The organism is Kitasatospora sp. NPDC048296, assembly GCF_043201815.1.
Lineage (GTDB): Bacteria > Actinomycetota > Actinomycetes > Streptomycetales > Streptomycetaceae > Kitasatospora.
Genome location: NZ_JBICZB010000049.1, coordinates 1 through 23,280, shown reverse-complemented (window position 1 = coordinate 23,280; position 23,280 = coordinate 1). Strand labels below are relative to the sequence as shown.

Below are 23,280 nucleotides of genomic sequence, written 5' to 3'. Positions count from 1 at the left end.
CTGGTACCAGAGTGTGGTTATCCAGGTATAAGAAGTACCTGGCAACAGGATGCGGACTGCCGCATGCTGGGACCATGAGCCTGATGACCCCCGTTGCGCAAGCCCGTCCCGGCTCGGCCGCGCCGCACCGCAGCACCTCCGGTGACGCCCGCCGGCACGACCTGGCGGCGTTCCTGCGCAGCCGCCGGGAGCGCATCGCACCCGAACAGGTGGGCCTGCCGATGACCGGCCGCCGCCGCACCCCGGGGCTGCGCCGTGAGGAGGTCGCGCAGCTCGCCGCCGTGGGGGTGACCTGGTACACGTGGCTGGAGCAGGGCCGGGACATCCAGGTGTCCACCCAGGTGCTGGACGCGGTGGCCCGGGCGCTGCTGCTGGACCCGAGCGAGCGGGCGCACCTGTTCACCCTGGCCGGCGCGGAGGACCCGGCGCCGATCCAGGACTGCCCCTCGGTGACCCCGAGCGTCCGGCTGGTGCTGGACCAGCTGGCGCCGTATCCGGCCGTGGTGCTCAACGCCCGCTACGACGTGCTGGCGTACAACGCGCAGTACACCGGCTTCGTCGGCAGGCTGGACGAGCTGCCGCCCGAGGACCGGAACCTGATGTGGCTGGCGTTCACCGACTCGCACTTCCGTCAGGTCCTGATCGACTACCGGACCGAGCGCCTCGGCATGGTGGCCCGGTTCCGCGCCGCGATGGCCGACCACTCCGCCGGACCGGCCTGGAAGACGCTGCTGGCCCGGGTACGCAAGGCGTCGCCGGACTTCGAGGAGGAGTGGCAGCGGCACGAGGTGATGCGGCCGAGCAACGGGATCAAGCGCTTCCAGGTGCCGGGCGTGGGCCTGCTGCGCTGCGAGTACACCAACTTCTGGCTCAGCCCCCGGCTCGGGACCCGCATCGTCAGCTACACCCCGCTGGACGAGGAGACCCGGGCGCTGATGGACAAGCTGCCGACGAGCCTCTAGGCCTCTTGGCGGTCGCCCGCTAGCCGCGTATCGCCTCCCGCCCGAGCAGCAGGCACACCGCCGCCAGCGGCAGTTCGACGCAGAACGCCATCACCAGCGCGGCCAGCACCGCGTGCCCCGGCCCGGCGAAGGCGATGTCCACCAGCGCGTCCCCGGCGAGCAGCAGGGCCACCGCCGCGCCCGCCCACAGCGCGGCGGGGCTGCACCGGAGCAGCAGCGCGTCCAGCGACAGCAGGCCGGCGAACTCCAGCAGGTCGAGCACCACCCACGGGGTCTCGTGGTTGACGGCCAGCATCATCAGCCAGGGCAGCAGCGCGACGGCCGCCAGCCGCGGCGCCTGCCGCAAGCGCTCCGGCAGGACGTACGCCGGGGCGCCCGAGACGACGGCGATGGTCATGCCGCACCCCCGACCACCGCGACCTGACGCTCCCGCACCCGCTCCAGCGGCAGCCGCTCGGCCGGCCCGCCGGCCGGGTGCTCGACCAGCACCGCGTCGAACGGCCCCTCGGCCCAGGCGAGCCAGAAGCTCCCGGCCACCGTGACCACCTGGGCCGCCGAAGCCGTCCGGAACGAACGGGCCGTACGGAACAGCCGCCGCCCACCGGTGAACAGCACCGAGGGCGCCGCGCCGTCGGCCGGCAGCCGACCCCAGGCGAGCACGTGCGAGCGGTTCCCGGCGGCCGGGCTGCGCCGGGCGCCGCGCACCAGCTGCGGCGTGAGCCGGGCGGCGACCAGGACGTCGGCCAACTCGCCGTACTGGTAGAGCTCCAGCGCGGCCCGGCCGCGGCCGGACCCGACGCTGCGGACCGACCAGGGCCCGGCCCCGGTCGGCAGCGTCCCCTCCGGCCCCGACGCCGGGTGGAGCGCGCCCCCGGGAACACCCCCGTGGTTCCCGGGGACGGGCCGCCCGTGCGGCGGAGTGGCGGAGTGCGATGCAGTGCTCGTCATGTCCCCAAGCTTTCCGCCCTGAGGGGCCTCCTGTCGGTGGTGCCCCACACCGAATCGGGGGTGTACCTAGCTACACCCCCACCGGGCACCCCCCTTCATGGCGGCTCTTGATCACCGGGCCCTACGCTGTCCGCCATGCCCTCCACCACGTTGCGCCGAGCGCTCGTCAGGAGCCTCCGCCGCCCGCCGTGGTCGGCCGGGGCCTGGCGGGACACCCGCTTCATAGCGGCCGGAATACCCGTGGCCGTGCCGGTCTGGCTGGCCGTCACCGAGTCCGACCTGCTCTTCCCGACCCTCGGGGTCGTGCTGCTGTGCGTCCGTCCGCTGTCCGCCCTCCAGCGCAGCCGGCTGCGCGCCCTGCACGGGGTGGAGGTGGCGCCGCCGCGCCCCGGCGACGGGCCGACCCGGCTGCTGGGCCGACTGCGCCTGGTGCTGACCTGGCGCCAGAGTGCCTACCACCTGGTGGTCGGCCCGGTGCTGGCGCTGGGCTCGCTGGCGGTGCTGTACGTCTGGGGCACGGCCCTGGTGCTGGCCACGGTGTCCGGCTGGAGTTGGCTGATGCCCCCTGCCAGCGGGCTGCGCGGAGAGTGGCCCGTTCTGCTCGGATTCACGGTCGGCGGCCTGGCGCTGGCGGTCGCGGCCCCCTGGCTGGCGGCGCTGATGGCCTGGCTGGAGGTACGGGCGGCGCGGCTGCTGCTCGGCCCCAACCGGACGGAGCGGCTGGAGCAGCGGGTCGAGGAGATCGCCGAGAGCCGGGCCGGGCTGGTCGACGCGGTGGACGCCGAGCGCCGCCGGATCGAGCGCGACCTGCACGACGGCGCCCAGCAGCGGCTGACCTCCCTCGCGATGAACCTGGGCCTGGCCCGGCGCACCCTCAAGGACGTCCCGCCCGAGGTGATGCAGGTGATCGTGGACGCCCACGAGGAGGCCCAGGCCGCCATCGACGAGCTGCGCGACCTGGTCCGCGGCCTGCACCCGGCGGTCCTGGAGGACCGCGGCCTGGACGCGGCGCTGTCCGGCATCGCCGCCCGCGCCCCGCTGCCGGTGCGCCTGGACGTGGACCTGTCCGCCCCGGTCGCCCCGACCGTCGAGGCGGTCGCCTACTTCACCGTCTCCGAGGCGCTCACCAACGTCGCCAAGCACGCCCGCGCCAAGCAGGTCGAGGTGTCGGTGCGTACGGCCGGCGGCCGACTGCGCCTGGTCATCAGCGACGACGGCATGGGCGGCGCGGACCCCTCGCGCGGCACCGGGCTCACCGGTCTGCGCAAGCGCGCCGCCTCGGTCGACGGCACGCTGTCCGTTCTCAGCCCCCTCGGGGGGCCCACCACCATCACCGTGGAGTTGCCGTGCGCGCTGTGATCGCCGAGGACTCGGTCCTGCTCAGGGTCGGCCTGGTCAAGGTCCTGGAGGCGGTGGGCTTCGAGGTCGTGGCCGCCGTCGGGGACGCCGTCGAACTGCTGGCCGCCGTCGAGGAGCACCGCCCCGGGGTGGTGGTCGCGGACGTCCGGATGCCCCCGGGCTTCCACGACGAGGGCGTCAAGGCGGCGATGGTGATCCGGCAGCAGTGGCCGGAGGTCGCCGTGCTGCTGCTCTCCCAGTTCGTGGAGGAGCGCTACGCCGCCGACCTGCTGGCCACCAACACCAGCGGCGTCGGCTACCTGCTCAAGCAGCGGGTGGCCAATGTGGACGACTTCGTGGACGCGCTGCAGCGGGTCGCCGAGGGCGGCACCGCGCTGGACCCGGAGGTGGTGGCCCAGCTGCTGCTGCGCCGCCACCGGGACCCGCTGGAGAAGCTGACCCCGCGCGAGCGGGACGTCCTCGCCCTGATGGCGGAGGGCCGCTCCAACGCGGCCATCGCCGCCTCCCTGGTGGTCAGCGACAGCGCGGTGGCCAAGCACATCAACTCGATCTTCACCAAGCTCGACCTCCCGCCGGCCGACGACAGCCACCGCCGGGTGATGGCGGTGCTGCGGTTCCTGGAGGTCGGGTAGCCGTGGGCGTGGTGAAGGCCTGGCGGGTCACCGGGACGCTCGCGACGGTCCTGGTGATGCTCGGTGCGGGGCTGCAGACCTGGTCGATGGCGGCGCAGCAGCGGACCAGCACGACCCGGCCGTACGACCGTGAGATCCACCGGGTCCGGCTGGAGACCGGCAGCGCCCAGGTCCGGGTGCACCCGGGCCGGGACGGCCATGTGGTGGTCCACCAGCGGCTGGACTGGCTGGTGCGCAAGCCGGTGGTCTCCGCCACCTTCGCCGACGACGTGCTCACCGTCGGCATGCACTGCCGGAAGGTCCTGCCGTTCGCCGACTTCGGCTGCGGCGCCGAGATCGACCTGGAGGTGCCGGCCGCGACCGAGGTGACCGGGTCGGTCGGCTCCGGCTCGGTCTCCGTGGAGGGCCTGAGCGGCGCCGTGCGGATGGAGCTCACCTCCGGCGAGCTGGTGCTGGTGGACACCTCCGGCGAGGTGTACGCGCACGCCACCTCCGGGCTGGTGCAGGGCACCAACCTGAGCGCGCGGAAGGTGGACGCCGCGACCACCTCGGGCTCGGTGCAGCTGTACTTCGCCAAGGCCCCGTACGACGTGAACGCCGTGGCGACCTCCGGCTCGGTCACGATGAGCCTGCCGAAGGAGAGCCGCTACGCCTTCACCGGCGAGATCGGCAGCGGCAGCGGAGGGATCGACCCGCTGCTGGCGGACTCCGCCAGCCCGAACCGGATCCACGCCGCGGTCTCCTCGGGCTCGGTCTCGATCTATCCGGCGCCGCAGTAGCGGGGCGCCTTCCACCGGCGCCCCGCTGTATAGGGAGGAAGCCGCTCACCCGGGTGGGGGACAATGGAGAGTCCCGTCCCCCTACCCGAGGTCAGCCGCGCATGACAGCCACGCCCGCACCCACCGCGCCCGAGACCGAGTTCGCGCCGCTGGACATCGGCCCGATCCGGGTGTGGCCGCCCGTCGTGCTGGCACCGATGGCCGGCATCACCAACGCGCCGTTCCGTACCCTGTGCCGCGAGCAGAGCGGCGGCAAGGGCCTGTACGTCTCGGAGATGATCACCACCCGGGCGCTGGTCGAGCGCAACGCCAAGACCATGCAGCTGATCAAGTTCGATCCGAGCGAGAAGCCGCGCTCGATCCAGCTGTACGGGGTGGATCCGGTGACCGTCGGCAAGGCCGCCCGGATGATCTCGGACGAGGGCCTGGCCGACCACATCGACCTCAACTTCGGTTGTCCCGTCCCCAAGGTCACCCGCAAGGGCGGCGGCTCGGCGCTGCCGTACAAGCGCAACCTGCTGCGCGAGATCCTGCGCGAGGCGGTGGCCAACGCGGGTGACCTGCCGGTGACCATGAAGATGCGCAAGGGCATCGACGACGACCACCTGACCTATCTGGACGCCGGCCGGATCGGTGCCGAGGAGGGCGTGGCCGCGATCGCCCTGCACGGGCGCACCGCCGCCCAGCACTACGGCGGGACGGCCGACTGGTCGGCGATCGCCCGGCTGCGCGAGTCCGTCCCGGCGCACATCCCGGTGCTGGGCAACGGGGACATCTGGTCGGCCGACGACGCGCTGCGGATGATGCGCGAGACCGGCTGCGACGGCGTCGTGGTCGGCCGCGGCTGCCTGGGCCGGCCGTGGCTGTTCAAGGACCTGGTCTCGATCTTCGAGGGCGACGTGGACTACGCCCGCCCCGACTTCGGCTACGTGGCCCGGGCGATGGTGCGCCACGCCCAGCTGCTCGGCGAGTGGCTGGGGGACGAGGCGCGCGGCGTGATCGACTTCCGTAAGCACGTCGCCTGGTACACCAAGGGCTTCTCGGTCGGCTCGGAGCTGCGGGTGAAGCTCGCCAACGCCTCCTCGCTGGCCGATCTGGCCGAAACGCTGGCACAGGTGGAGCAGACCCAGTCCTGGCCGATCGGCGCGGACGGCCCGCGCGGGCGCACCAGCGGCAACAACCGGGTGGTCCTGCCGGAGAACTGGTTGGACGATCCGTACGACTGCGCCCGGCCGGGCGCGGACGCCGAATCGGACACCTCTGGCGGGTGATCTGTCCGTAGTGGCGAAATGGGCCCTCTCGGCCCCGTCGCCAGTCGGTCCTGGCCCTCTTGTCCATTCTGGACAGGAGGGCTCCTTTTTGGCGCTCCGATGTCACGGAGCGAGCGCATTCCTGGACGGAGTGCGACGATCGGCGGAGCTGGTCTACGTTCGACCGGCGAGATGCGCTGGTGACGCTTGCCACACGGAGTTGCGGCTGACGGCCGGTCAGTGGACGAAATGGACAGGTCGGTGGTGGATCGCTTCCCGAAGCCGATCCGGGCGCGATCGGCCGATCCGGGTGCAGGAAATCAAGCCGGGGCAACGCGACGGACGCACGGCCGCTACCCAGCGTCCGAATCGGGCGATCTTCGGGTTTCGTTGTCTTCAAGACTTGAAGGCTGGCTAGCGTCAGGCGGACGATTTCACCAACAGAGGTGAACGCCTTTATGTGCATTCGATCTAGCGGGTTGCCCCTCGGTACCGGCCTCGTGTGGCCTATTCAGGGCAGAGAAGTGCCTTCGAAATGGGTATGTTCTCCGGCGTCAGGGCAACCGCGTACGAGGAGACCGACCCGTGCCGTCCCAGCAGAAGTTTGTTTACTCCTTCACCGAAGGAAACAAGGACCTCAAGGATCTTCTTGGCGGCAAGGGCGCGAACCTGGCCGAGATGACCAACCTGGGCCTCCCCGTCCCCCCGGGGTTCACCATCACCACCGAGGCCTGCAAGGTCTTCCTGGAGACCGGCAGTGAGCCGTCCTCGCTGCACAAGGAGATCAGCGCCCACCTGGAGGCCCTTGAGCAGGAGATGGGCAAGAAGCTCGGCCAGGCCGACAACCCGCTCCTCGTCTCGGTCCGCTCCGGCGCCAAGTTCTCCATGCCCGGCATGATGGACACGGTCCTCAACATCGGCCTCTCCGACTCCTCGGTGGCCGGCCTCGCCGCCCAGTCCGGCAACGAGCGCTTCGCCTGGGACTCCTACCGCCGCCTGGTCCAGATGTTCGGCAAGACCGTGCTGGGCGTCGACGGCGAGCTGTTCGAGGAGGCCCTGGACGAGGCCAAGCACGCCAAGGGCACCGTCAACGACCTGGACCTGGACGCTTCCGACCTCCGGGAACTGGTCGAGGTGTTCAAGGGCATCGTCGAGCGCGAGACCGGCCGGGCCTTCCCGCAGGACCCGCGCGAGCAGATGGACCTCGCCATCCACGCCGTCTTCCACTCCTGGAACGGCGACCGCGCCCGGCTGTACCGCCGCCAGGAGCGCATCCCGAACGACCTCGGCACCGCGGTCAACGTCTGCACCATGGTCTTCGGCAACCTCGGCGAGGACTCCGGCACCGGCGTCGCCTTCACCCGCGACCCCTCCACCGGCGCCCAGGGCGTCTACGGTGACTACCTGTCCAACGCCCAGGGCGAGGACGTCGTCGCCGGCATCCGCAACACCCTGCAGCTGTCCGAGCTGGAGAAGCTCGACAAGAAGTCGTACGACGAGCTGATGGCGATCATGCAGAAGCTCGAGAACCACTACCGCGACCTCTGCGACATCGAGTTCACCATCGAGCGCGGCAAGCTCTGGATGCTGCAGACCCGCGTCGGCAAGCGCACCGCCGCGGCCGCCTTCCGGATCGCCGTCCAGCTGGTCGACCAGGGTCTGATCGACCTGGACGAGGCCCTGATGCGCGTCACCGGCGGCCAGCTGGCCCAGCTGATGTTCCCGCGCTTCGCCCCGACCGCCGAGTCCAAGCAGATCGGCTGGGGCCTCGCCGCCTCGCCGGGCGCCGCGATCGGCAAGGTCGTCTTCGACTCCTACACCGCCGTCAAGTGGTCCCGCTCCGGGGAGAAGGTCATCCTGGTCCGCCGCGAGACCAACCCGGACGACCTGGACGGCATGATCGCCGCCGAGGGCATCCTCACCTCGCGCGGTGGCAAGACCTCGCACGCCGCCGTCGTCGCCCGCGGCATGGGCAAGACCTGTGTCTGCGGCGCCGAGGAGCTGGAGGTCGACACCAAGGCCCGCCGCTTCACCACCGCCGACGGCCTGGTGGTCGAGGAGGGCGACATCGTCTCCATCGACGGTGCGTCCGGCAAGGTCTACCTCGGTGAGGTACCCGTGCTGCCGTCCCCCGTGGTCGAGTACTTCGAGGGCACCCTGCACGCCGGCGCCGACGTCCAGGGCGGACTGGTCCAGGCCGTCCACCGGCTGATGTCGCACGCCGACGGCCGCCGCCGCCTCGCCGTGCGCGCCAACGCCGACAACGCCGAGGACGGCTCGCGCGCCCGCCGCTACGGCGCCCAGGGCATCGGCCTGTGCCGCACCGAGCACATGTTCCTCGGTGAGGAGCGCCGCAAGGAGGTCGAGCACCTGATCCTCGCGGACAACGACAAGGACCGCGAGCTCGCCCTCTCCACCCTGCTGCCGCTGCAGAAGAGCGACTTCCTGGAGCTCTTCCAGGCGATGGACGGTCTGCCCGTCACCGTCCGCCTGCTCGACCCGCCGCTGCACGAGTTCCTGCCGGACATCACCGAGCTGTCGGTGCGCGTCGCCCTCGCCGAGGCCCGCAAGGACCCGAACGAGAACGACCTGCGCCTGCTCCAGGCGGTGCACAAGCTGCACGAGCAGAACCCGATGCTGGGCCTGCGCGGCGTGCGCCTCGGCCTGGTCATCCCCGGTCTGTTCGGCATGCAGGTCCGCGCCATCGCGGAGGCCGCCGCCGAGCGCAAGCTGGCCGGCGGGGACCCGCGCCCCGAGGTGATGATCCCGCTGGTCGGCACCGTCCAGGAGCTGGAGCTGGTCCGCGACGAGTGCGAGCGGGTGCTCGCCGAGGTCGCCCAGTCCACCGGCGTCCAGCTGGACATCAAGCTCGGCACCATGATCGAGCTGCCGCGCGCCGCGGTGACCGCCGGTCAGATCGCCGAGGCCGCCGAGTTCTTCTCCTTCGGCACCAACGACCTGACCCAGACCGTCTGGGGCTTCTCCCGGGACGACGTGGAGGCCTCGTTCTTCACCGCCTACCTGGAGAAGGGCATCTTCGGGGTCTCCCCGTTCGAGACCATCGACCGCGACGGTGTCGGCTCCCTGGTCAAGCACGCCGTCGAGGCCGGCCGGGCCACCCGCCCCGACCTCAAGCTCGGCGTCTGCGGCGAGCACGGCGGCGACCCGGACTCGGTCCACTTCTTCCACGAGGTGGGGCTGGACTACGTCTCCTGCTCCCCCTTCCGGATCCCGGTGGCGCGCCTGGAGGCCGGCCGCGCCGCCATCGAGTCGGCGGGCAGCGACTCGCGCTGAGAGGGTAGGCATCCCCTACTCAAGCGCGGGTACGACTGACCGCTCACCCTCCCGTCGGGAGGGCGTACACCGGAGCTCGGCGCAGGAGAACCGGCGTACGTAACACGGCCGGGCGGGGACGGACAACGGCGGCCGTCCCCCCCCCGCCGGACGTCTGCGCACGGGCCCGTGGTGGCGCGGGGCGGGGAGGCGGGCGGCCCGGCGGGGAGTGCACCCCCCCTCCCCCCCCCCCCCCCCCCCCCCCCCCAGCCCCCCCGCGGCGCCCCCCCCCCCCCCCCCCCCCCCCCCCCCCCCCCGGCCGTACGTCTGCGCACGGCGCCGTGTGGCCTCGGCCACGTGTGCAGCTCGCCCAGCCGGGCGGCGGCGCCTGCCAAGCTGGACCGCATGACCAGAAGCAAGAGCCCGCTCGTCGTCGTGGCCGTCCTGATCCTGGCGGTCCTCGCCGGAGCCGGCTACCTGCTCGCCGGCAGGGGCGGCAGCAGCCACCCCAAGGCCGCCGCGAGCGCCACCACCACGGCGAAGCCCTCGGCCCCCAAGCCCACCCCGCCGGCCGGCGGCGGCACCCCCGCCACCTCCGGCACCTGGGTCCCCGCCGACCCCGCGCTGGCCGACGTCTGCCGCACCAAGCTGCCCAGTCAGGCCCAGGACACCCTCGCGCTGATCGCCAAGAACGGCCCCTACCCGTACAACCGGGACGGCATCGTCTTCGAGAACCGCGAGAGCCGTCTGCCGAAGAAGGCCGGCAGCTACTACCACGAGTTCACCGTGGTCACCCCGGGCTCCAACGACCGCGGCACCCGTCGGGTCGTCACCGGCGGCTCCGGCGAGCAGTACTGGTCCCCGGACCACTACGTGACCTTCCAGGAGATCGACCCGCGCTGCTGAGCGTCCCGTCGAGCGACCAGTTCATGGAAAGTACTTTCCAGTTCGGAAAGCCAATGGCACAGTGGAGGCATCGTCACTTTCCGAGGGGGAAGTCATGAGTGACTCCGTTCCCACGCCGCCGTCCGCCGCCGAGGCGCTGCGCCTGGCCGACCGGGCCGGCGCGGCCGCCCGGCAACCGGGCGAGCTGCCCCGCTGGTACGGGCCGACCTTCGCCTTCACCTTCACCGCTTACGGCCTGGGGATCGGTCAGGTCATCGAGACCGGGCAGATCGCCATGATCGGCGGGATCGCAGCCGGCTTCGCCGCGATGACCGGTGGCCTCGCGCGGGTCGCCATGCGCAGCGACGGCATCGTCCGCCGGGGCATGCCGGACGGCACCGGCGGCCCGGTCGCGTCGGCGGTCCTCGCGGTCTGCGCCGCGTCGGCGGCCGCGATGGTGCTCGCCTGGCAGGCCGGCGGCGGCCCGCGCTGGATCGGCGGGGCCGCCGGGCTCGCGGCGGGCCTGACCTTCTGGGCGGGCACCCACCGGCTCAACCGCCGGGTCCGGCGCCTGAAGGAGGCCGACTGATGCCCCCCGCCCTCTCCCCGCTGCTCCAGCACACCACCCGGCTCACCGTGCTCGCCTTCCTCGGCGCCTGCCACGAGGCCGAGTTCGGTGCCGTCCGGGACCACTGCGAGGTCTCCGACTCCGTCCTCAGCAAGGCCGCCACCGCCCTGGAGGAAGCCGGCTACCTGGTGGTGAAGAAGGGCTACGTCGGCAAGCGCCCGCGCACCTGGCTGGCCGCCACCCGCGAGGGCCGTGCCGCGCTCGCCGCCCACCTCGCCGAACTCCAGCGACTGGTCGCCGCCGCCGAGGCCGCCGGAGCCCAACACGCCTGAAATGTCGCCGAGTTCACCGGGCCCGCCGCCAGGTGATGCGGTGGTGCCGGCCGTGGGGGCCGGTGGTGAGCAGCGCGGTCAGCTCGTGCAGCACCGGCGCCGGGTCACGGCGGAGCTGGGTCGGGGTGGTGCGGACCACCGGGAGGCCGGCGGCGGTGAGGCGGTTGGCGCGGGCGAGGCCGCGTTCGTGGTCGGCCGGGCGCAGGTGGTAGGCGCGGGAGTCGATCTCCAGCGCCACGCAGGCGTGCGGCCAGTAGGCGTCCGGGACGGCGAGGAAGCGGCCGTCCAGGAAGAGCACCGGGTTCCAGAGCGGCTCGGGCAGGCCCGCGCCGGAAAGCACGTCGCGGGCCTCGCCCTCCACCACCGAACGGACCCCGGCGGTCAGGTCCTCCACCACCCGGGCCACCTGCGGCAGCGCCAATGCGCCCGTCCGGGCCAGCAACTGGTCCAGCAGCTCGCCGAGTTCACAGTGCCGCCGTTGCACGGCCTCGGCGCACAGCGCCCGGAACCGGCGCGGCCCGGTCTCCCGCGGCGCGAGGTCCGCCAGCGCCCGCGCGACCGTGGCGCTCCACAGCCCGTCGTCCCGCTCGAACCCGCCCGGCATCACCCCGGTCGCTCGGTGGACCCGGACGAACTCCCGGTCGGCCACCCGGCGTTGACCGGGAATCAGGACATCCACCTCGGCGAGGTCGGCCGGGTGCCCGGCACTCGGCAGCCCGGCGTCGGCCAGCACCGCGAGCCCGGTCAGCAGCACCTCCCCGGGCTGCGGTTCCCGCCCCTTCGGACCCGCGTACGCCAGCGCGGCCCGCAGTTTCTGATGAACCGTCAATCATCCGCTCTGCAGGCAGATCACCCGTGGCAGCACCTGCTGCCACGGCCCGCCCGGACGCAGCCGGTGGGCGATCGTGCCGGAGGGCACGCCGAGCCGGCGCAACTGCGCCCGGGTGGCGATGTGCTGCTGGTCGGCGCCGAGCAGGACGACGGGGTCGAGGGGGTTCGCGCGGGTCATGCCCCGGTGCTGCCCGCCCGGATCGGCGGTATGCGAAACATCCCCCGTCGGGGGCGTCGGCGTAACGGTGTTGACGAAACGGCGGTTCAGCGGATCAGCTTGGGCCCACATGATGACCGAATCCCACGGCCCCGCGCTCGACGCGCTCAACGGGCTCTCCGTCGGCGACGCCCTCGGCGCGCAGTTCTTCGTCCCGGAAACCGCCCGGGCCCACCACGCCTCCCGTACCGAACCGCCCGGCCCCTGGCCGTGGACCGACGACACCGAGATGGCCTGCTCGGTGTACGCCGCCCACCGCGAACGCGGCACGATCGACACCTTCGACCTCACCCACGCCTTCGCCCGCCGCCACGACTTCGACCGTGGCTACGGCCCGGCGGCCAACCGGCTGCTCCGGCTGATCCGCGAGGGCGGCGACGCCCAGGCGCTGGCCGCCGAACTCTTCGACGGCCAGGGCTCGTACGGCAACGGCGCCGCGATGCGGGTCGCTCCGCTGGGGGCGGCGTACTTCGCCGACCCGACGAAGGCGATCCGGCCCGCAGCCGAGACCGCGCTGATCACGCACACCCATCCGCAGGCCGTCGACGGCGCGATCGCCGTCGCGGTGGCCGCAGCCTTCGCGGCCCAGGTGGGGAGGGGCGTCAGGATGGCCCCGAGCAGCTTCCTGGAGAAGGTCCTTCGTCGCACCCCGCTCGGCGCGGTCCGAGACGGCCTGGCCGAGGCGGTCGAGCTGCTCGCCGAACCGGACCCGCTGGTCGCCGCCAAGGTGCTCGGCAACGGCAGCCGGACCTCAGCCGCCGACACCGTCCCGTACGCCCTTTGGTGCGCCGCGCGACGGCTGACCGACTACCGGGCGGCGATCTGGGAGGCGATCGCGCCCGGCGGCGACATGGACACCGTGGCCGCGATCACCGGAGGGGTGGTCGCCGCCTGCACCGGCACCGTCGGCATCCCCGCAGCCTGGATGGCCGCTCGCGAACCGCTGCCCACCTGGGCCTTCCCCGAGCCGGGAAGCGTCCCGGGTGGCCAGGGCCGCGAGAGCATGCTGGTCCCGCGGCCGCACCCCGTGCCGACGGTCGTGTGGACGGACGAGCAGTGGCAGCGCATCCGGACCGTATCCGAGCAGGGCCACTGCACCGTCCACACCCGTGAGGGCACCGTTCGGATCTGCCACCCGGAGGGCTACGCCCTCTGGGAGGTGACGGTCGCCAGGGTCCGGGGCGGCTGGAGCCCGGTCTCCGCAGTCGCCGAGGCGAGCCGTCACCGGTGGAGCGCGAATCAGGGGGAAGGCGTCCTCACCCGACTCCTGCACGGCGCTGCCACCGGTGAACGGTCCCCCCTCAGGCCGTGATCATCAGCTGCCCGGCGCCGCTGCCGCCTTGTCTAAGGCACTCCTGGTTGATCGCCGGATCCGGGGCGCTCGGCGAGGTGGCGGCGGCGATCCGCAGCTCGATGATGTCCCGGACGGCGGGCCACTCGGAGTCCAGGATCGAGTAGAACGCGGTCGAGCGCACCACCCCGTCCAGCCCGCGCGAGTGCGCCCGGCGGACGCCCTCGGAGGTGGCTCCGAGCCGCTCGATCGCGGCCCGCGAGCGCAGGTTGCGGGCGTCCGCGCGCAGCGAGATCCGCTGCACGCCCCAGGTCTCGAAGGCGTGCCGCAGCATCAGCAGCTTGGCCTCGGTGTTGATGCCGGTGCCCTGGGCTCGCGGCGAGAGCCAGGTGTTGCCGATCTCGGCGGCGTCCGGGACGGCCGTCTCCGGATCGCCGAACGGCACGCCGGGCACCGGCGGCCACACCATCGGGCCCTGCCAGTAGTCGAGTTCCAGGAACCGGGTGGAGCCGACCACCCGGCCGTCGGCGACGTTCACCGTCGCGAACGGCAGCGACCGGCCCGCTGCCTGGTCGGCGAGCGCCCGCGCGATGTAGTCGCGGGCGGCTTCCAGGCCGTGCGGGACGGGGGTGAAGGCGTAGGTCGTACGGTCCTCGGCGCCGGCCGTGGCGATGGCCTCGGCATGGTGCGCGGCGAGGGGCTCCAGCCGCACGGTGCGGCCGGTGAGGATGACAGGTACGGGCACGGAACCTTCGGTCCTTCATCGGTCGTAGGGTGCCTCCCGCGCCGGGGTGCGGCACGGGGTGCGGTGGACTGACTTCGCCCCGCTCCGGTTTCCGCCCTCCGGGTACCCGTGTACGCCGGAGGATTCCGGTCGGGCGGGGCGGGGGGCGGCGGCCCGGAACGGGCGGCGCGGGGTGCCGGAACGGACACGGGTCCTCGGACCGGTCCGGCGGGAAGTGCGAGGGGACAGTGTGCGTCCGCGAATGGCCGAGAAGGAAACGAGTGCGCGAAGGGAAGCAGGCGGCCAGGTGAAGGCAAGATGCGTCGTGGGTGGCTGCCGGAGCACCGATCCGGGTCGTGATCGACGGCGTTACGGACGACGTGACGACGACGCGACGATGCGAGGCAGCGAGAGGACGATACCCGCCAGAAGGCGGTGCGTCACTTCGCGGCACGCGAATGGCGGCGCGGGCCGCCGCGGCGCGCCCCGGATCGGCCTGCTGAACACCCGTGACCAGGGGCTTTTCCTTCGGGTGCGATCATGGTCCGGAGTGGTCGGCAACGGCCCTTGAGCGAGCCGCTCGCCGGGTCGTCGGCCGGGTTCTCGGCCGGGTCGTCCGACGGACCGTTCGCCGCAGCGGGAATTCCGGCGCCGCCCGGCACGCTGGAGGGGATGAGAGCCGGTCGGATCGGGACGAGCAGAGAACGGGGATGGGTGCGCGGTGCGTGACTTCCAGGCGCTGTACGAGCTGGATCAGCAGGGCGTGGCTGCGGTGGCCGCGGCCACCGCGGAGCTGCGCGACACCGGAGCCGGCCTGGTGCTGCTCCACCACTTCGAGGGCTTCATGGACGCCGGGGAGGCCGGCGGCCAGGTGGTGGCCCACCTGCTGGAGACGGGCTCGCCCCAGGTGGTGGCCCGCTTCGACCACGACCGCCTGGTCGACTACCGGGCCCGCCGCCCCGCGATGGTCTTCGACCGCGACCAGTGGGCGTCCTACGACCCGCCGGAGATCCTGCTCCAGCTGGTCCGCGACGCCGCCGGCGCGCCGTTCCTGCTGCTCAGCGGCCCCGAGCCGGACGTCGAGTGGGAGCGCTTCACGCGCGCCGTCCGCGAGCTGGTGGAACGCTTCGAGGTCCGCCTGGTCCTGGACTTCCACGGCATCCCGATGGGCGTGCCGCACACCCGCCCGGTCGGCCTGACCCCGCACGGCAACCGGCTCGACCTCGCGGCGGGCTACCCGCAGTGGTTCGAGCAGGCGCAGGTCCCGGGCAGCGCCCAGGCCCTGCTGGAGTACCGCCTCGCCGAGGCCGGGCACGACGTGCTGGGATTCGCGGTGCACGTCCCGCACTACGTGGCCCGCTCGGCCTACCCGGCCGCCGCCGTGCTGATCCTGGAGGCGGTGCAGTCCGCCACCGGCCTGGTGCTGCCCGGCAAGCTGCTGCGCGAGCGGGTCGGCGAGGTCTACGCCGACATCGAGGAGCAGCTGTCCCAGGGGGACGGCGAGTTGCGCTCGGCGATCCGCGGCATGGAGGGCCAGTACGACGCGGTCGCGGGCGCGGAGGGCCGGGAGAGCCTGCTCGCCGAGCCGGTCGACCTGCCCTCGGCGGACGAGCTGGGTCGGCGCTTCGAGGAGTTCCTCGCCGAGCACGAGCGCGGCGCGGAGTAGGCGGCGCGGGGCAACCGGCGCGGCGTAGGCGGCGCGGCGTAGGCGGCGCGGCGCGGTTCGGGCCTGCCGGGAGTCATCCGGCGGGCCCGTACGTTGGACCCAGGGGTGCCCGGGGGACGGGCCGCCGTACGGAGCCGCCCGCCACTCGTACCCCCGGAGGGACGCCATGCCGAGGACCACACGCCCGACCGTCGCCGTGACGGCCGGGGTGGCCGCCCTGCTGCTGGCCGGGTGCGGCGGCGGGGCCGGTTCGGACGCTTCGACGCCGGGCTTCGCGGGCGCGCTGCCCGGCAGGCCGGCCGCCGAGGCGACCCCGACACCCACGCCGACCCCCACGCCGACCCCCACCCCGACACCCACGCCGACCCCCACCGGCCCGTACGTGGCGCTCGGCGACTCGTACACGGCGGGGATGAAGATCGCCCCACAGGTCGGCGAGCCCAGCGGGTGCTCCCGCTCCGGGGCCAACTACCCCGCCCTGGTGGCGAAGGCGCTCGACCTGCCGCCCGCGCAGTTCCGGGACGTCAGCTGCAGCGGCGCCCGCACCGGGGACCTGCGGGCCCCGCAGTCGACCGACGGCGGGCCCAACCCGGCCCAGTTGGACGCGCTGACCCCGGCCACCCGGCTGGTCACCGTCGGGATCGGCGGCAACGACGCGGGCTTCATGCAGGTCGTCACCGAGTGCGCCAAGGACAACCTGGTGGGCGCGGTGAAGGGCCTGGTCAGCGACGACCGGGCGGACGCGCCCTGCCGCGAGCACTACTCCACCGGCGGCGGCGACCAGCTGCAGGCCCGGGTGGACGCGACCGGCGAGCAGGTCTCCCAGATCCTGCAGGAGATCCGGCGGCGCTCCCCGCAGGCCCGGGTCTACGTGGTCGGTTACCCGGCGCTGTTCCCGGCCGACCCGACGAACTGCGCGCCGGTGCTCGGCAGGACGGTCGCGCCGGCGGACCTGGGCTTCCTGGCGGAGAAGGAGCAGCAGCTCAACGGGATGCTCAGGAAGCGCGCGGAGGCCGCCGGGGCGGTCTTCGTGGACATCGCGGGCCCCTCGGCCGGGCACGACATGTGCGCGGGGGAGGACGCCCGCTGGATCGAGCCGCCCTTCCCGGCCCGGGGACTGGCGCCGGTGCACCCCAACGCCAAGGGGCAGGAGGCGGCGGCCGCCGCGGTGCTGAAGGCCGTCCGGGGCTGAGCGCGCCCGGGGGAACGGTGCGCGGACCGGGCCGTCCGGGTGCGAGCGGTCAGCGGGGAGGGACACCGGCGCGCCGCCCACCATTCACGCCCTGGCCCGCGCCCCTTCGTGCGCGGCACACCCCGCGTGTCGGAGGCGCGGCGTACCGTGACATGCATATGGATGACACCACGCACCGCCTCGCCGCCCCGCTCCCGTACGACCACGCCGCCGAGGCCCGCTGGGTCCCCGAACCGGACAAACGCCCCGGCCGTACGGCGTTCCAGCGCGACCGCGCCCGGGTGCTGCACTCGGCGGCGCTGCGCCGGCTGGCTGGCACCACCCAGGTGGTCGCCCCGATGCGCAGTGACTTCCCGCGCACCCGGCTCACCCACTCGCTCGAATGCGCCCAGGTCGGCCGGGAGTTGGGCGCGGCCCTGGGCTGCGACCCGGACCTGGTGGAGACCGGCTGCCTGGCCCACGACATCGGCCACCCGCCCTTCGGCCACACCGGTGAGGAGGCCCTCGACCAGGCCGCCGAGGCCTGCGGCGGATTCGAGGGCAACGCCCAGTCGCTGCGCATCCTCACCCGGCTCGAACCCAAGCGCTTCGCGCCCCAGGAGGAGCAGCCCGCCGCCCGGCTCGCCCCCTGGCCCGGCCGCAGCGTCGGCCTCAACCTGACCCGGGCCGCCCTGGACGCCGCCACCAAGTACCCGTGGACCAAGGGCGCCCACCCCACCGACCCGGCCTCGCCCAAGTACGGCGTCTACGCGGACGACCTGCCGGTCTTCCGCTGGCTGCGGGCCGGCTCCCCGGCCGGGCGCAAGTGCTTCGAGGCCACCGTGATGGACTGGTCCGACGACGTGGCCTACTCCACCCACGACGTCGAGGACGGCCTCCAGGCCGGCCACATCGACCCGGCCGCGCTGCGCGCCCCGAGCGAGCGCGCCGAGCTGTTCAAGGTCGCCGAGCGCTACGCCCCGGACGCCGAGCCGGAGGAACTGGCCGCCGCCCTGGACCGGCTGCTCGCCCAGGACTGGTGGCCCCGCAGCTACGACGGCACCGCGCGCGCCCGGGCCGGGCTCAAGGACCTCACCAGCCAGCTGATCGGCCGTTTCTGCCTGGCCGCCGAGCAGGCCACCCGCGCCCGCTACGGCCCGGGCCGCCTCACCCGCTACACCGCCGAGCTGGTGGTGCCCAGGGGCGTCCGGCTGGAGTGCGCGGTGCTCAAGGCGGTCGCCGTCCGCTTCGTCATGCAGCGCGACGAGCAGGCCCAGCTGCGCGCCCGCCAGCGGATCGTGATCGCCGAGCTGGCGTACGTGCTCACCCAGCGGGCCCCCGAGGGGCTGGACCCGGTCTTCGCCGCGATGTACCGCGAGGCCGAGGACGACCGCGCCGCGCTGCGCACGGTGGTCGACCAGATCGCCACCCTGACGGACGCCTCGGCCCTCGCCCTGCACGCCAGACTCGTCGGCGCCGCCTGGGCGTGAGCGCGGAACGGGCACCGGCCCGTACCACGGCTCGAAACCCCGGCCACCCCAGTAGACTTCCGGGGTGGCCGGGCGGATCAGGGACGAAGACGTACAGGCGGTGCGCAGCGCACTGCCGATCGACGCGGTGGTCGGCGACTACGTACAGCTGACCAACGGTGGCGGCGGCGAGTACAAGGGCGTCTGCCCCTTCCATGACGAGAAGTCCGCCTCCTTCTACGTGAACCCCGCCAAGGGCGTCTTCCACTGCTTCGGCTGCCAGGAGAACGGCGACACCATCGCCTTCCTGATGAAGATCGAGCACTTCACCTTCGCCGAGGCCGTCGAGCGGATGGCCGCCCAGGCCGGCATCACCCTGCGCTACGAGGAGGGCGGCTACAGCCCCCGCCACCAGCAGGGCGAGCGGACCCGGCTGGTCGAGGCGCACAAGGTGGCCGCCGCCTACTACCAGGAGCAGCTGACCTCGCCGGAGGCGGAGATCGGCCGCCGCTTCCTGGCCGAGCGCGGTTTCGACGAGGAGGCCGCGAAGGCCTTCGGCGTCGGCTACGCCCCCGTGGGATGGGAGCACCTGGTCCGTTTCCTGCGTGGCAAGGGCTTCACCGACAAGGAGATCCTGCTCGGCGGCCTGGCCTCGCAGGGCCAGCGCGGCGGCCTGATCGACCGCTTCCGGGGCCGGCTGGTCTGGCCGATCCGGGACATCGCGGGCGAGGTGGTCGGTTTCGGCGCCCGCCGGCTGCGCGAGGACGACAACGGCCCGAAGTACCTGAACACCCCCGAGACGCCGATCTACAAGAAGTCCCACGTGCTGTACGGCATCGACCTGGCGAAGAAGGAGATCGCCAAGTCGGGCCGCGCGGTGGTGGTCGAGGGCTACACCGACGTGATGGCCTGCCACCTGGCCGGGGTGACCTCGGCGGTGGCCACCTGCGGTACCGCCTTCGCCGAGGACCACATCAAGATCATCCGCCGGCTGCTGATGGACACCTCGCAGTACCGGGGTGAGACGGTCTTCACCTTCGACGGCGACGCGGCCGGCCAGAAGGCCGCCCTGCGGGCCTTCGAGGACGACCAGAAGTTCGCCGCCAAGACCTCCATCGCGGTCAGCCCGGGCGGCATGGACCCCTGTGAGCTGCGCCTGGCCCAGGGCGACGAGGCGGTCAAGCAGCTGATCGACAACCCGGTCCCGCTGTTCGAGTTCGCGCTGAACTCGGTGGTGGCCCGGCACCGGGTGGACACCCCGGAGGGGCGTTCGGCGGCGCTGGAGGAGGCGGCCCCGATCGTCGCCAAGATCAAGGACCGCTCGATCCAGCACGAGTACGCCGTCCGCCTGGCCGGCATGCTCGGCATCCTGGACGAGCCCTTCGTGGTCCGCCGGGTCTCCCAGCTGGCCCGCTGGGACCGCGAGCGCCAGCAGAACCCGCGCGGCGCGGGCGCCCGCCGCCCCGAGCCGGTCCAGCCGCAGCGTCCCGCGCAGCCCGCCTTCCGGCTCAACCCGCGCGACCCGGCCCAGTTCGTCGAGCGCGAGCTGCTCAAGCTGGCGCTCCAGCACCCGGACCTGGTCAGCCCGGCCTTCGACCACTACGGCGACGACGAGTTCCCGACCCCGCCGTACACCGCCGTCCGGCAGGCCATCGCCAAGGCCGGCGGCGCCGCGTACGGGGCGACCCTGCCCGACTTCACCGGTGCGGTGCGCGAGGCCTCCCCGGACGACCGGGTGCGCTCGCTGGTGACCGAGCTGACCGTCGAGCCGGTGCGTTCGCGCCGCAAGGCGGACGCGGTCTACGCAGGCGAGTTCCTGGTCAAGCTGCGTCTGCTCGCGGTGGACCGGCGGGTCAACGAGGTCCGCGCCTACCTCCAGCGGCTCGGCCACCGGGCCGACGCCGACCAGCTGCACGCGGTGCAGACCGAGCTGTGGCAGCTCCAGCAGTACGGGCAGCAGCTCCGCAGCCGGGGCGCGGCGGCGCTGTAGGCGCCGCTGTTCCACCAGCCCGTCGCGCAGAAAGTCGGCGCACGAGTCTCGGCCACGGAGCGTGGCGTACCGCACACTGGAGGGCGTCCCACCTCCGTACAGCGCGGGTCCGCCAGAGTCGCGCCCGCCCCGAGGGGATGCCCGTGGACCAAGGCCTTGCCGCAGCGACCACCGCCAGTAGACGAACCGAACCAGCGGAACCCGCCGAACCGGCCGGGGAGCAGGAGACGGACCACAGCCGGGCCGGGGCGGCGCCCCCGGACGGCGCCCGGGTCCCCGCCCAGGGCCTGTCGGAGGGGCACCCCGACAGCCCGGACGCCGACATCGAGTCCGCCGACGAATCCGCCGACGAATCCGCCGACGAGGACGAGCCCCCGGAACCCCCTGAGCCCCCCGAACCCGCCGAGGGCGGCGGCCCGGCTGCCGACCTGCTGCGCCAGTACCTGCGCGAAATCGGCCGGATCCGGCTCCTCACCGGGCCTGAGGAAGTCGAACTGGCCCGCCGGATCGAGGCCGGGCTGTTCGCCGAGGAGCAGCTGAACGGCGACCCGCCGCCGCCCGACCCGCTGGCCGCCGAGCTGGACACCCTGGTGGTCCTCGGCCGGATCGCCAAGCGCCGTCTGATCGAGGCGAACCTGCGCCTGGTGGTGTCCGTCGCCAAACGCTACGTTGGCCGCGGGCTGACCCTGCTGGACCTGATCCAGGAGGGCAACCTCGGCCTGATCCGGGCGGTGGAGAAGTTCGACTACGCCCGCGGCTTCAAGTTCTCCACCTACGCGACCTGGTGGATCCGACAGGCGATGAGCCGGGCGCTGGCCGACCAGGCCCGGACGATCCGGGTGCCGGTGCACGTGGTCGAGCTGATCAACCGGGTCGTCCGGGTCCAGCGCGCGCTGTTGCAGGAACGCGGCCTGGAACCGACCGCGGCCGACATCGGCACGGCCCTGGAGCTCACCGAGGAACGGGTGCGCGAGCTGCTCCGGCTGGCCCAGGAGCCGATCTCGCTGCACACGCCGGTCGGCGAGGAGGGCGACGTCGCGCTCGGCGACCTGATCGAGGACGCCGACGCCGCCTCGCCCGCCGAGTCCGCGACCTTCCTGCTGCTGCGCCAGCACCTGGACGCGGTGCTGGCCACCCTCGGCGAGCGGGAGCGCCAGGTCGTCCAGCTCCGCTACGGGCTGGACGACGGCCGCCCGCGCACGCTGGAGGAGATCGGCGCGGTGTTCGGCGTGACGCGGGAGCGGATCCGCCAGATCGAGTCCAAGACGCTGGTCAAGCTCCGCGACCACGCCTACACCGAGCAGCTGCGCGGCTACCTCGACTAGGCCGGTCCCTAGGGCGTGGACGGAGACGGGGACGGGGAGGTGGACGGGGAGACGGACGGAGACCCGGACGGGCTCGGCGCGGCCTGGGCCGGGCTCGCCGAGTCACCGGGCGTCGCCGGGGCCTCGGCGCCCGGGGGCGGTGAGGCGGGGCCGATCGGGATCGGGGTGGCGGCCACCACCGAGGCCAGGTTGACGACGGTCGTGGTGCAGTTGTGCCCGGCCGGCTGGAAGCCGCAGACCTGGAAGCCGACCCCCGGGTCCGCGGCGTTCAGCATCAGCGAGTAGTTGTCGTAGCCCCAGTGGATCAGGGCCGTCTCACTCTCCCCGGTGCTGTCGGTGATCACCGCGTAGTCCTTGGGCTCGCCCTCGGTGATCGCGGCCCAGGCGGCCTGACAGGTCTGGCTGTAGCGGAGGTAGACGACCACCTTGCTGATGACCTGGGTCTGCAGCGTTCGGGCGTCCTTGCCGCAGCCGGTGGTCTTGGGGTCCTTGTGCGCGCAGCCGACGGCCTGGCAGACGGGGGCGGACGGGACGGGCATCGCGCTGGGGACGGCGGGCGGGGTCGGGGCGTCGGCCGCGGAGGCCTGGTCGTGGTGCCGGGTGATCCGCAGGCCGACCAGCACCAGCAGCAGCGCCAGCACCGCCGCGCCCGAGAGCAGCACCGCCGGGCGTCGCCACCAGGCGACGGCGGGGCGGTCGGCCTCCTCGGCGGCGGGTCCGTCGGTCAGCAGTTCCTCGGCCGCCGACTCCTCGCCCGTAGCGGCGGTGGCAGCGGTGACGGCCGGAACAGCCACAGGGGCCTCGCCCGGCTCCTCGACGGAAGGCGCGTCAGCGGCCGGCTCCTCGGCGGCCGGCTCGTCGGCGGTCGACTCCTCGGCGGCGGGCTCCACCGCCAGCCGCCACAGCCGCCGCAGCTCCGCCGCGTCGCACTCCACCGCCCCGGCCAGCGCCTCCAACGCCTGCTCGGTCACCACCCGCTTGCCGTTCAGCCAGCGCTCCCAGGAGGCCCGGCTGTAGTGGGTCCGGGTGGCCAGTTCGGCCAGTGAGAGCCCGGCGGTGTCCTTGATGGCCCGGAGTTCCTCCGCCAGTCGCCGGGCGGGTCGGGAGAGTTCCTCGGGCAGTTCTTTCCAGGCGGAAGCCAATGCGGCCCTCCAAGGTCGCGAGACGGGTCACGGGGGACAGGGCAGGAAGTGCAGGCCCGGCCCGGGCCGTTCGGTGTCCACCCTTCTCCAACCTCAGCGGCCTGGCGTCTCAAACTCCAGGTCATGGCGTTGAGACGGACGGAAGTGTCTCACAACCCCCCGGAACGCTCGAACAATCACGTGTTCGTGGTGCACAGTTCTCTGGCCGGTGCGTTTCGCCGCTCCGGCCGCTTCGTTCGGGCCTCGGCCGGTCGGCCGCGGTGGCCCGACACCGAGTCCCGGATACCCCCACCGTTCGGGGCAGCCTCGCGGGGGGAGGCTGCCCCGAACGCCGGGACCCCCGGGGGGGGGGGGGGTGGCCCCCCCCCCCCCCCCCCCCCCCCGGGGGGGGGGCCCCCCGGCGGGGGGGGGGGCCCCGCCGGGCGCCCCCCCCCGGGCCCGGGGGGGGGGGCGGGGGGGGCCCCCC

Annotated in this window: 21 protein-coding genes; 15 read left to right on the top strand and 6 right to left on the bottom strand. The window is 73.4% G+C overall.

The genetic code is table 11. The annotated features are described in order from the left end of the window. Nucleotides 1-83: 83 nt before the first annotated feature. The gene (locus tag ACGF12_RS25570; protein ID WP_393034583.1) at nt 84-962 is read left to right on the top strand and encodes a helix-turn-helix transcriptional regulator; all 879 of its coding nucleotides are present in this window, start codon (nt 84-86) and stop codon (nt 960-962) included. 19 nt (nt 963-981) lie between these two features. On the opposite strand, the gene ACGF12_RS25565 is transcribed toward ACGF12_RS25570, so the two are convergent. After that, nucleotides 982-1,359 carry a hypothetical protein gene (locus tag ACGF12_RS25565; protein WP_393034477.1) on the bottom strand — a complete coding sequence of 126 codons (378 nt, stop codon included), beginning with the start codon at nt 1,357-1,359 and terminating at the stop codon, nt 982-984. Then, on the bottom strand, nt 1,356-1,910 hold the full coding sequence (locus ACGF12_RS25560) for a hypothetical protein (protein WP_393034475.1): 555 nt from the start codon (nt 1,908-1,910) through the stop codon (nt 1,356-1,358). Before ACGF12_RS25560 ends, ACGF12_RS25565 begins: the two co-directional genes overlap by 4 nt. A 135-nt stretch (nt 1,911-2,045) precedes the next feature. Here ACGF12_RS25560 and ACGF12_RS25555 point away from each other — a divergent pair, with 135 nt between their 5' ends. The 8 genes from ACGF12_RS25555 to ACGF12_RS25520 all read left to right on the top strand — a co-directional run bounded on the left by ACGF12_RS25555 (nt 2,046) and on the right by ACGF12_RS25520 (nt 10,988). Continuing rightward, a complete protein-coding gene (locus tag ACGF12_RS25555) occupies nt 2,046-3,269 on the top strand; it encodes a sensor histidine kinase (RefSeq protein WP_393034472.1) in 1,224 nt (407 codons plus the stop codon). After that, nucleotides 3,257-3,901, top strand: a complete 645-nt coding sequence (locus ACGF12_RS25550; RefSeq protein ID WP_393034469.1) for a response regulator — start codon at nt 3,257-3,259, stop codon at nt 3,899-3,901. Before ACGF12_RS25555 ends, ACGF12_RS25550 begins: the two co-directional genes overlap by 13 nt. A gap of 2 nt (nt 3,902-3,903) precedes the next feature. Then, nucleotides 3,904-4,680, top strand: a complete 777-nt coding sequence (locus ACGF12_RS25545; RefSeq protein WP_393034466.1) for a DUF4097 family beta strand repeat-containing protein — start codon at nt 3,904-3,906, stop codon at nt 4,678-4,680. A 101-nt stretch (nt 4,681-4,781) separates the two neighbouring features. Then, nucleotides 4,782-5,951 (top strand): tRNA dihydrouridine synthase DusB, encoded by a 1,170-nt coding sequence (gene dusB / locus ACGF12_RS25540; RefSeq protein WP_393034463.1) that lies wholly within the window; start codon nt 4,782-4,784, stop codon nt 5,949-5,951. A gap of 564 nt (nt 5,952-6,515) precedes the next feature. Next, nucleotides 6,516-9,224 (top strand): pyruvate, phosphate dikinase, encoded by a 2,709-nt coding sequence (gene ppdK, locus ACGF12_RS25535; protein WP_393034460.1) that lies wholly within the window; start codon nt 6,516-6,518, stop codon nt 9,222-9,224. Nucleotides 9,225-9,608: 384 nt separating this feature from the next. After that, complete coding sequence (locus ACGF12_RS25530; RefSeq protein WP_393034457.1) at nt 9,609-10,109, top strand: ribonuclease; 501 nt, start codon at nt 9,609-9,611, stop codon at nt 10,107-10,109. A 94-nt stretch (nt 10,110-10,203) separates the two neighbouring features. Next, the gene (locus ACGF12_RS25525; protein ID WP_393034454.1) at nt 10,204-10,677 is read left to right on the top strand and encodes a hypothetical protein; all 474 of its coding nucleotides are present in this window, start codon (nt 10,204-10,206) and stop codon (nt 10,675-10,677) included. After that, nucleotides 10,677-10,988 carry a transcriptional regulator gene (locus ACGF12_RS25520; protein ID WP_393034452.1) on the top strand — a complete coding sequence of 104 codons (312 nt, stop codon included), beginning with the start codon at nt 10,677-10,679 and terminating at the stop codon, nt 10,986-10,988. The genes ACGF12_RS25525 and ACGF12_RS25520 overlap by 1 nt, the downstream gene beginning before the upstream one ends. A gap of 13 nt (nt 10,989-11,001) precedes the next feature. Here the strand turns inward: ACGF12_RS25520 and ACGF12_RS25515 are convergent, their stop codons facing one another. Together ACGF12_RS25515 and ACGF12_RS25510 are read right to left on the bottom strand one after the other, a co-directional pair. Further along, complete coding sequence (locus tag ACGF12_RS25515) at nt 11,002-11,817, bottom strand: hypothetical protein (protein ID WP_393034449.1); 816 nt, start codon at nt 11,815-11,817, stop codon at nt 11,002-11,004. Continuing rightward, nucleotides 11,818-11,997, bottom strand: a complete 180-nt coding sequence (locus tag ACGF12_RS25510; protein ID WP_393034446.1) for a hypothetical protein — start codon at nt 11,995-11,997, stop codon at nt 11,818-11,820. It lies immediately after the preceding gene. Between the two features lie 109 nt (nt 11,998-12,106). On the opposite strand from ACGF12_RS25510, the gene ACGF12_RS25505 reads away from it, so the two are divergent. Further along, nucleotides 12,107-13,348 (top strand): ADP-ribosylglycohydrolase family protein, encoded by a 1,242-nt coding sequence (locus ACGF12_RS25505; RefSeq protein WP_393034443.1) that lies wholly within the window; start codon nt 12,107-12,109, stop codon nt 13,346-13,348. Here ACGF12_RS25505 and ACGF12_RS25500 read toward each other — a convergent pair. Continuing rightward, nucleotides 13,338-14,072 carry a GNAT family protein gene (locus ACGF12_RS25500; protein ID WP_355669436.1) on the bottom strand — a complete coding sequence of 245 codons (735 nt, stop codon included), beginning with the start codon at nt 14,070-14,072 and terminating at the stop codon, nt 13,338-13,340. The genes ACGF12_RS25505 and ACGF12_RS25500 overlap by 11 nt on opposite strands. Before the next feature lie 700 nt (nt 14,073-14,772). Between ACGF12_RS25500 and ACGF12_RS25495 the strand changes: the two genes are divergently transcribed. The 5 genes from ACGF12_RS25495 (at nt 14,773) to ACGF12_RS25475 (ending at nt 21,672) form a co-directional block, all read left to right on the top strand. Continuing rightward, complete coding sequence (locus ACGF12_RS25495; protein WP_393034439.1) at nt 14,773-15,717, top strand: PAC2 family protein; 945 nt, start codon at nt 14,773-14,775, stop codon at nt 15,715-15,717. A 166-nt stretch (nt 15,718-15,883) separates the two neighbouring features. Continuing rightward, nucleotides 15,884-16,909, top strand: a complete 1,026-nt coding sequence (locus ACGF12_RS25490) for an SGNH/GDSL hydrolase family protein (RefSeq protein WP_393034435.1) — start codon at nt 15,884-15,886, stop codon at nt 16,907-16,909. A gap of 158 nt (nt 16,910-17,067) precedes the next feature. Next, complete coding sequence (locus tag ACGF12_RS25485) at nt 17,068-18,378, top strand: deoxyguanosinetriphosphate triphosphohydrolase (RefSeq protein ID WP_393034432.1); 1,311 nt, start codon at nt 17,068-17,070, stop codon at nt 18,376-18,378. Nucleotides 18,379-18,442: 64 nt separating this feature from the next. Then, nucleotides 18,443-20,347, top strand: coding sequence for a DNA primase (dnaG, locus tag ACGF12_RS25480; RefSeq protein WP_393034429.1), 1,905 nt, complete (start codon nt 18,443-18,445; stop codon nt 20,345-20,347). A gap of 137 nt (nt 20,348-20,484) precedes the next feature. Further along, complete coding sequence (locus ACGF12_RS25475) at nt 20,485-21,672, top strand: RNA polymerase sigma factor (protein ID WP_393034426.1); 1,188 nt, start codon at nt 20,485-20,487, stop codon at nt 21,670-21,672. Nucleotides 21,673-21,680: 8 nt separating this feature from the next. On the opposite strand, the gene ACGF12_RS25470 is transcribed toward ACGF12_RS25475, so the two are convergent. Beyond that, a complete protein-coding gene (locus tag ACGF12_RS25470) occupies nt 21,681-22,814 on the bottom strand; it encodes a DUF2690 domain-containing protein (protein WP_393034423.1) in 1,134 nt (377 codons plus the stop codon). Between the last annotated feature and the right edge of the window lie 466 nt (nt 22,815-23,280).

Excerpts from the sequence above, each read along its gene's own strand:
- ACGF12_RS25570 (WP_393034583.1), top strand. The coding sequence starts at position 84 with ATGACCCCCGTTGCGCAAGCCCGTCCCGGCTCGGCCGCGCCGCACCGC.
- ACGF12_RS25565 (WP_393034477.1), bottom strand. The coding sequence starts at position 1,359 with ATGACCATCGCCGTCGTCTCGGGCGCCCCGGCGTACGTCCTGCCGGAG.
- ACGF12_RS25560 (WP_393034475.1), bottom strand. The coding sequence starts at position 1,910 with ATGACGAGCACTGCATCGCACTCCGCCACTCCGCCGCACGGGCGGCCC.
- ACGF12_RS25555 (WP_393034472.1), top strand. The coding sequence starts at position 2,046 with ATGCCCTCCACCACGTTGCGCCGAGCGCTCGTCAGGAGCCTCCGCCGC.
- dusB (WP_393034463.1), top strand. The coding sequence starts at position 4,782 with ATGACAGCCACGCCCGCACCCACCGCGCCCGAGACCGAGTTCGCGCCG.
- ACGF12_RS25530 (WP_393034457.1), top strand. The coding sequence starts at position 9,609 with ATGACCAGAAGCAAGAGCCCGCTCGTCGTCGTGGCCGTCCTGATCCTG.
- ACGF12_RS25525 (WP_393034454.1), top strand. The coding sequence starts at position 10,204 with ATGAGTGACTCCGTTCCCACGCCGCCGTCCGCCGCCGAGGCGCTGCGC.
- ACGF12_RS25520 (WP_393034452.1), top strand. The coding sequence starts at position 10,677 with ATGCCCCCCGCCCTCTCCCCGCTGCTCCAGCACACCACCCGGCTCACC.
- ACGF12_RS25510 (WP_393034446.1), bottom strand. The coding sequence starts at position 11,997 with ATGACCCGCGCGAACCCCCTCGACCCCGTCGTCCTGCTCGGCGCCGAC.
- ACGF12_RS25505 (WP_393034443.1), top strand. The coding sequence starts at position 12,107 with ATGATGACCGAATCCCACGGCCCCGCGCTCGACGCGCTCAACGGGCTC.
- ACGF12_RS25490 (WP_393034435.1), top strand. The coding sequence starts at position 15,884 with ATGCCGAGGACCACACGCCCGACCGTCGCCGTGACGGCCGGGGTGGCC.
- ACGF12_RS25485 (WP_393034432.1), top strand. The coding sequence starts at position 17,068 with ATGGATGACACCACGCACCGCCTCGCCGCCCCGCTCCCGTACGACCAC.
- ACGF12_RS25475 (WP_393034426.1), top strand. The coding sequence starts at position 20,485 with ATGCCCGTGGACCAAGGCCTTGCCGCAGCGACCACCGCCAGTAGACGA.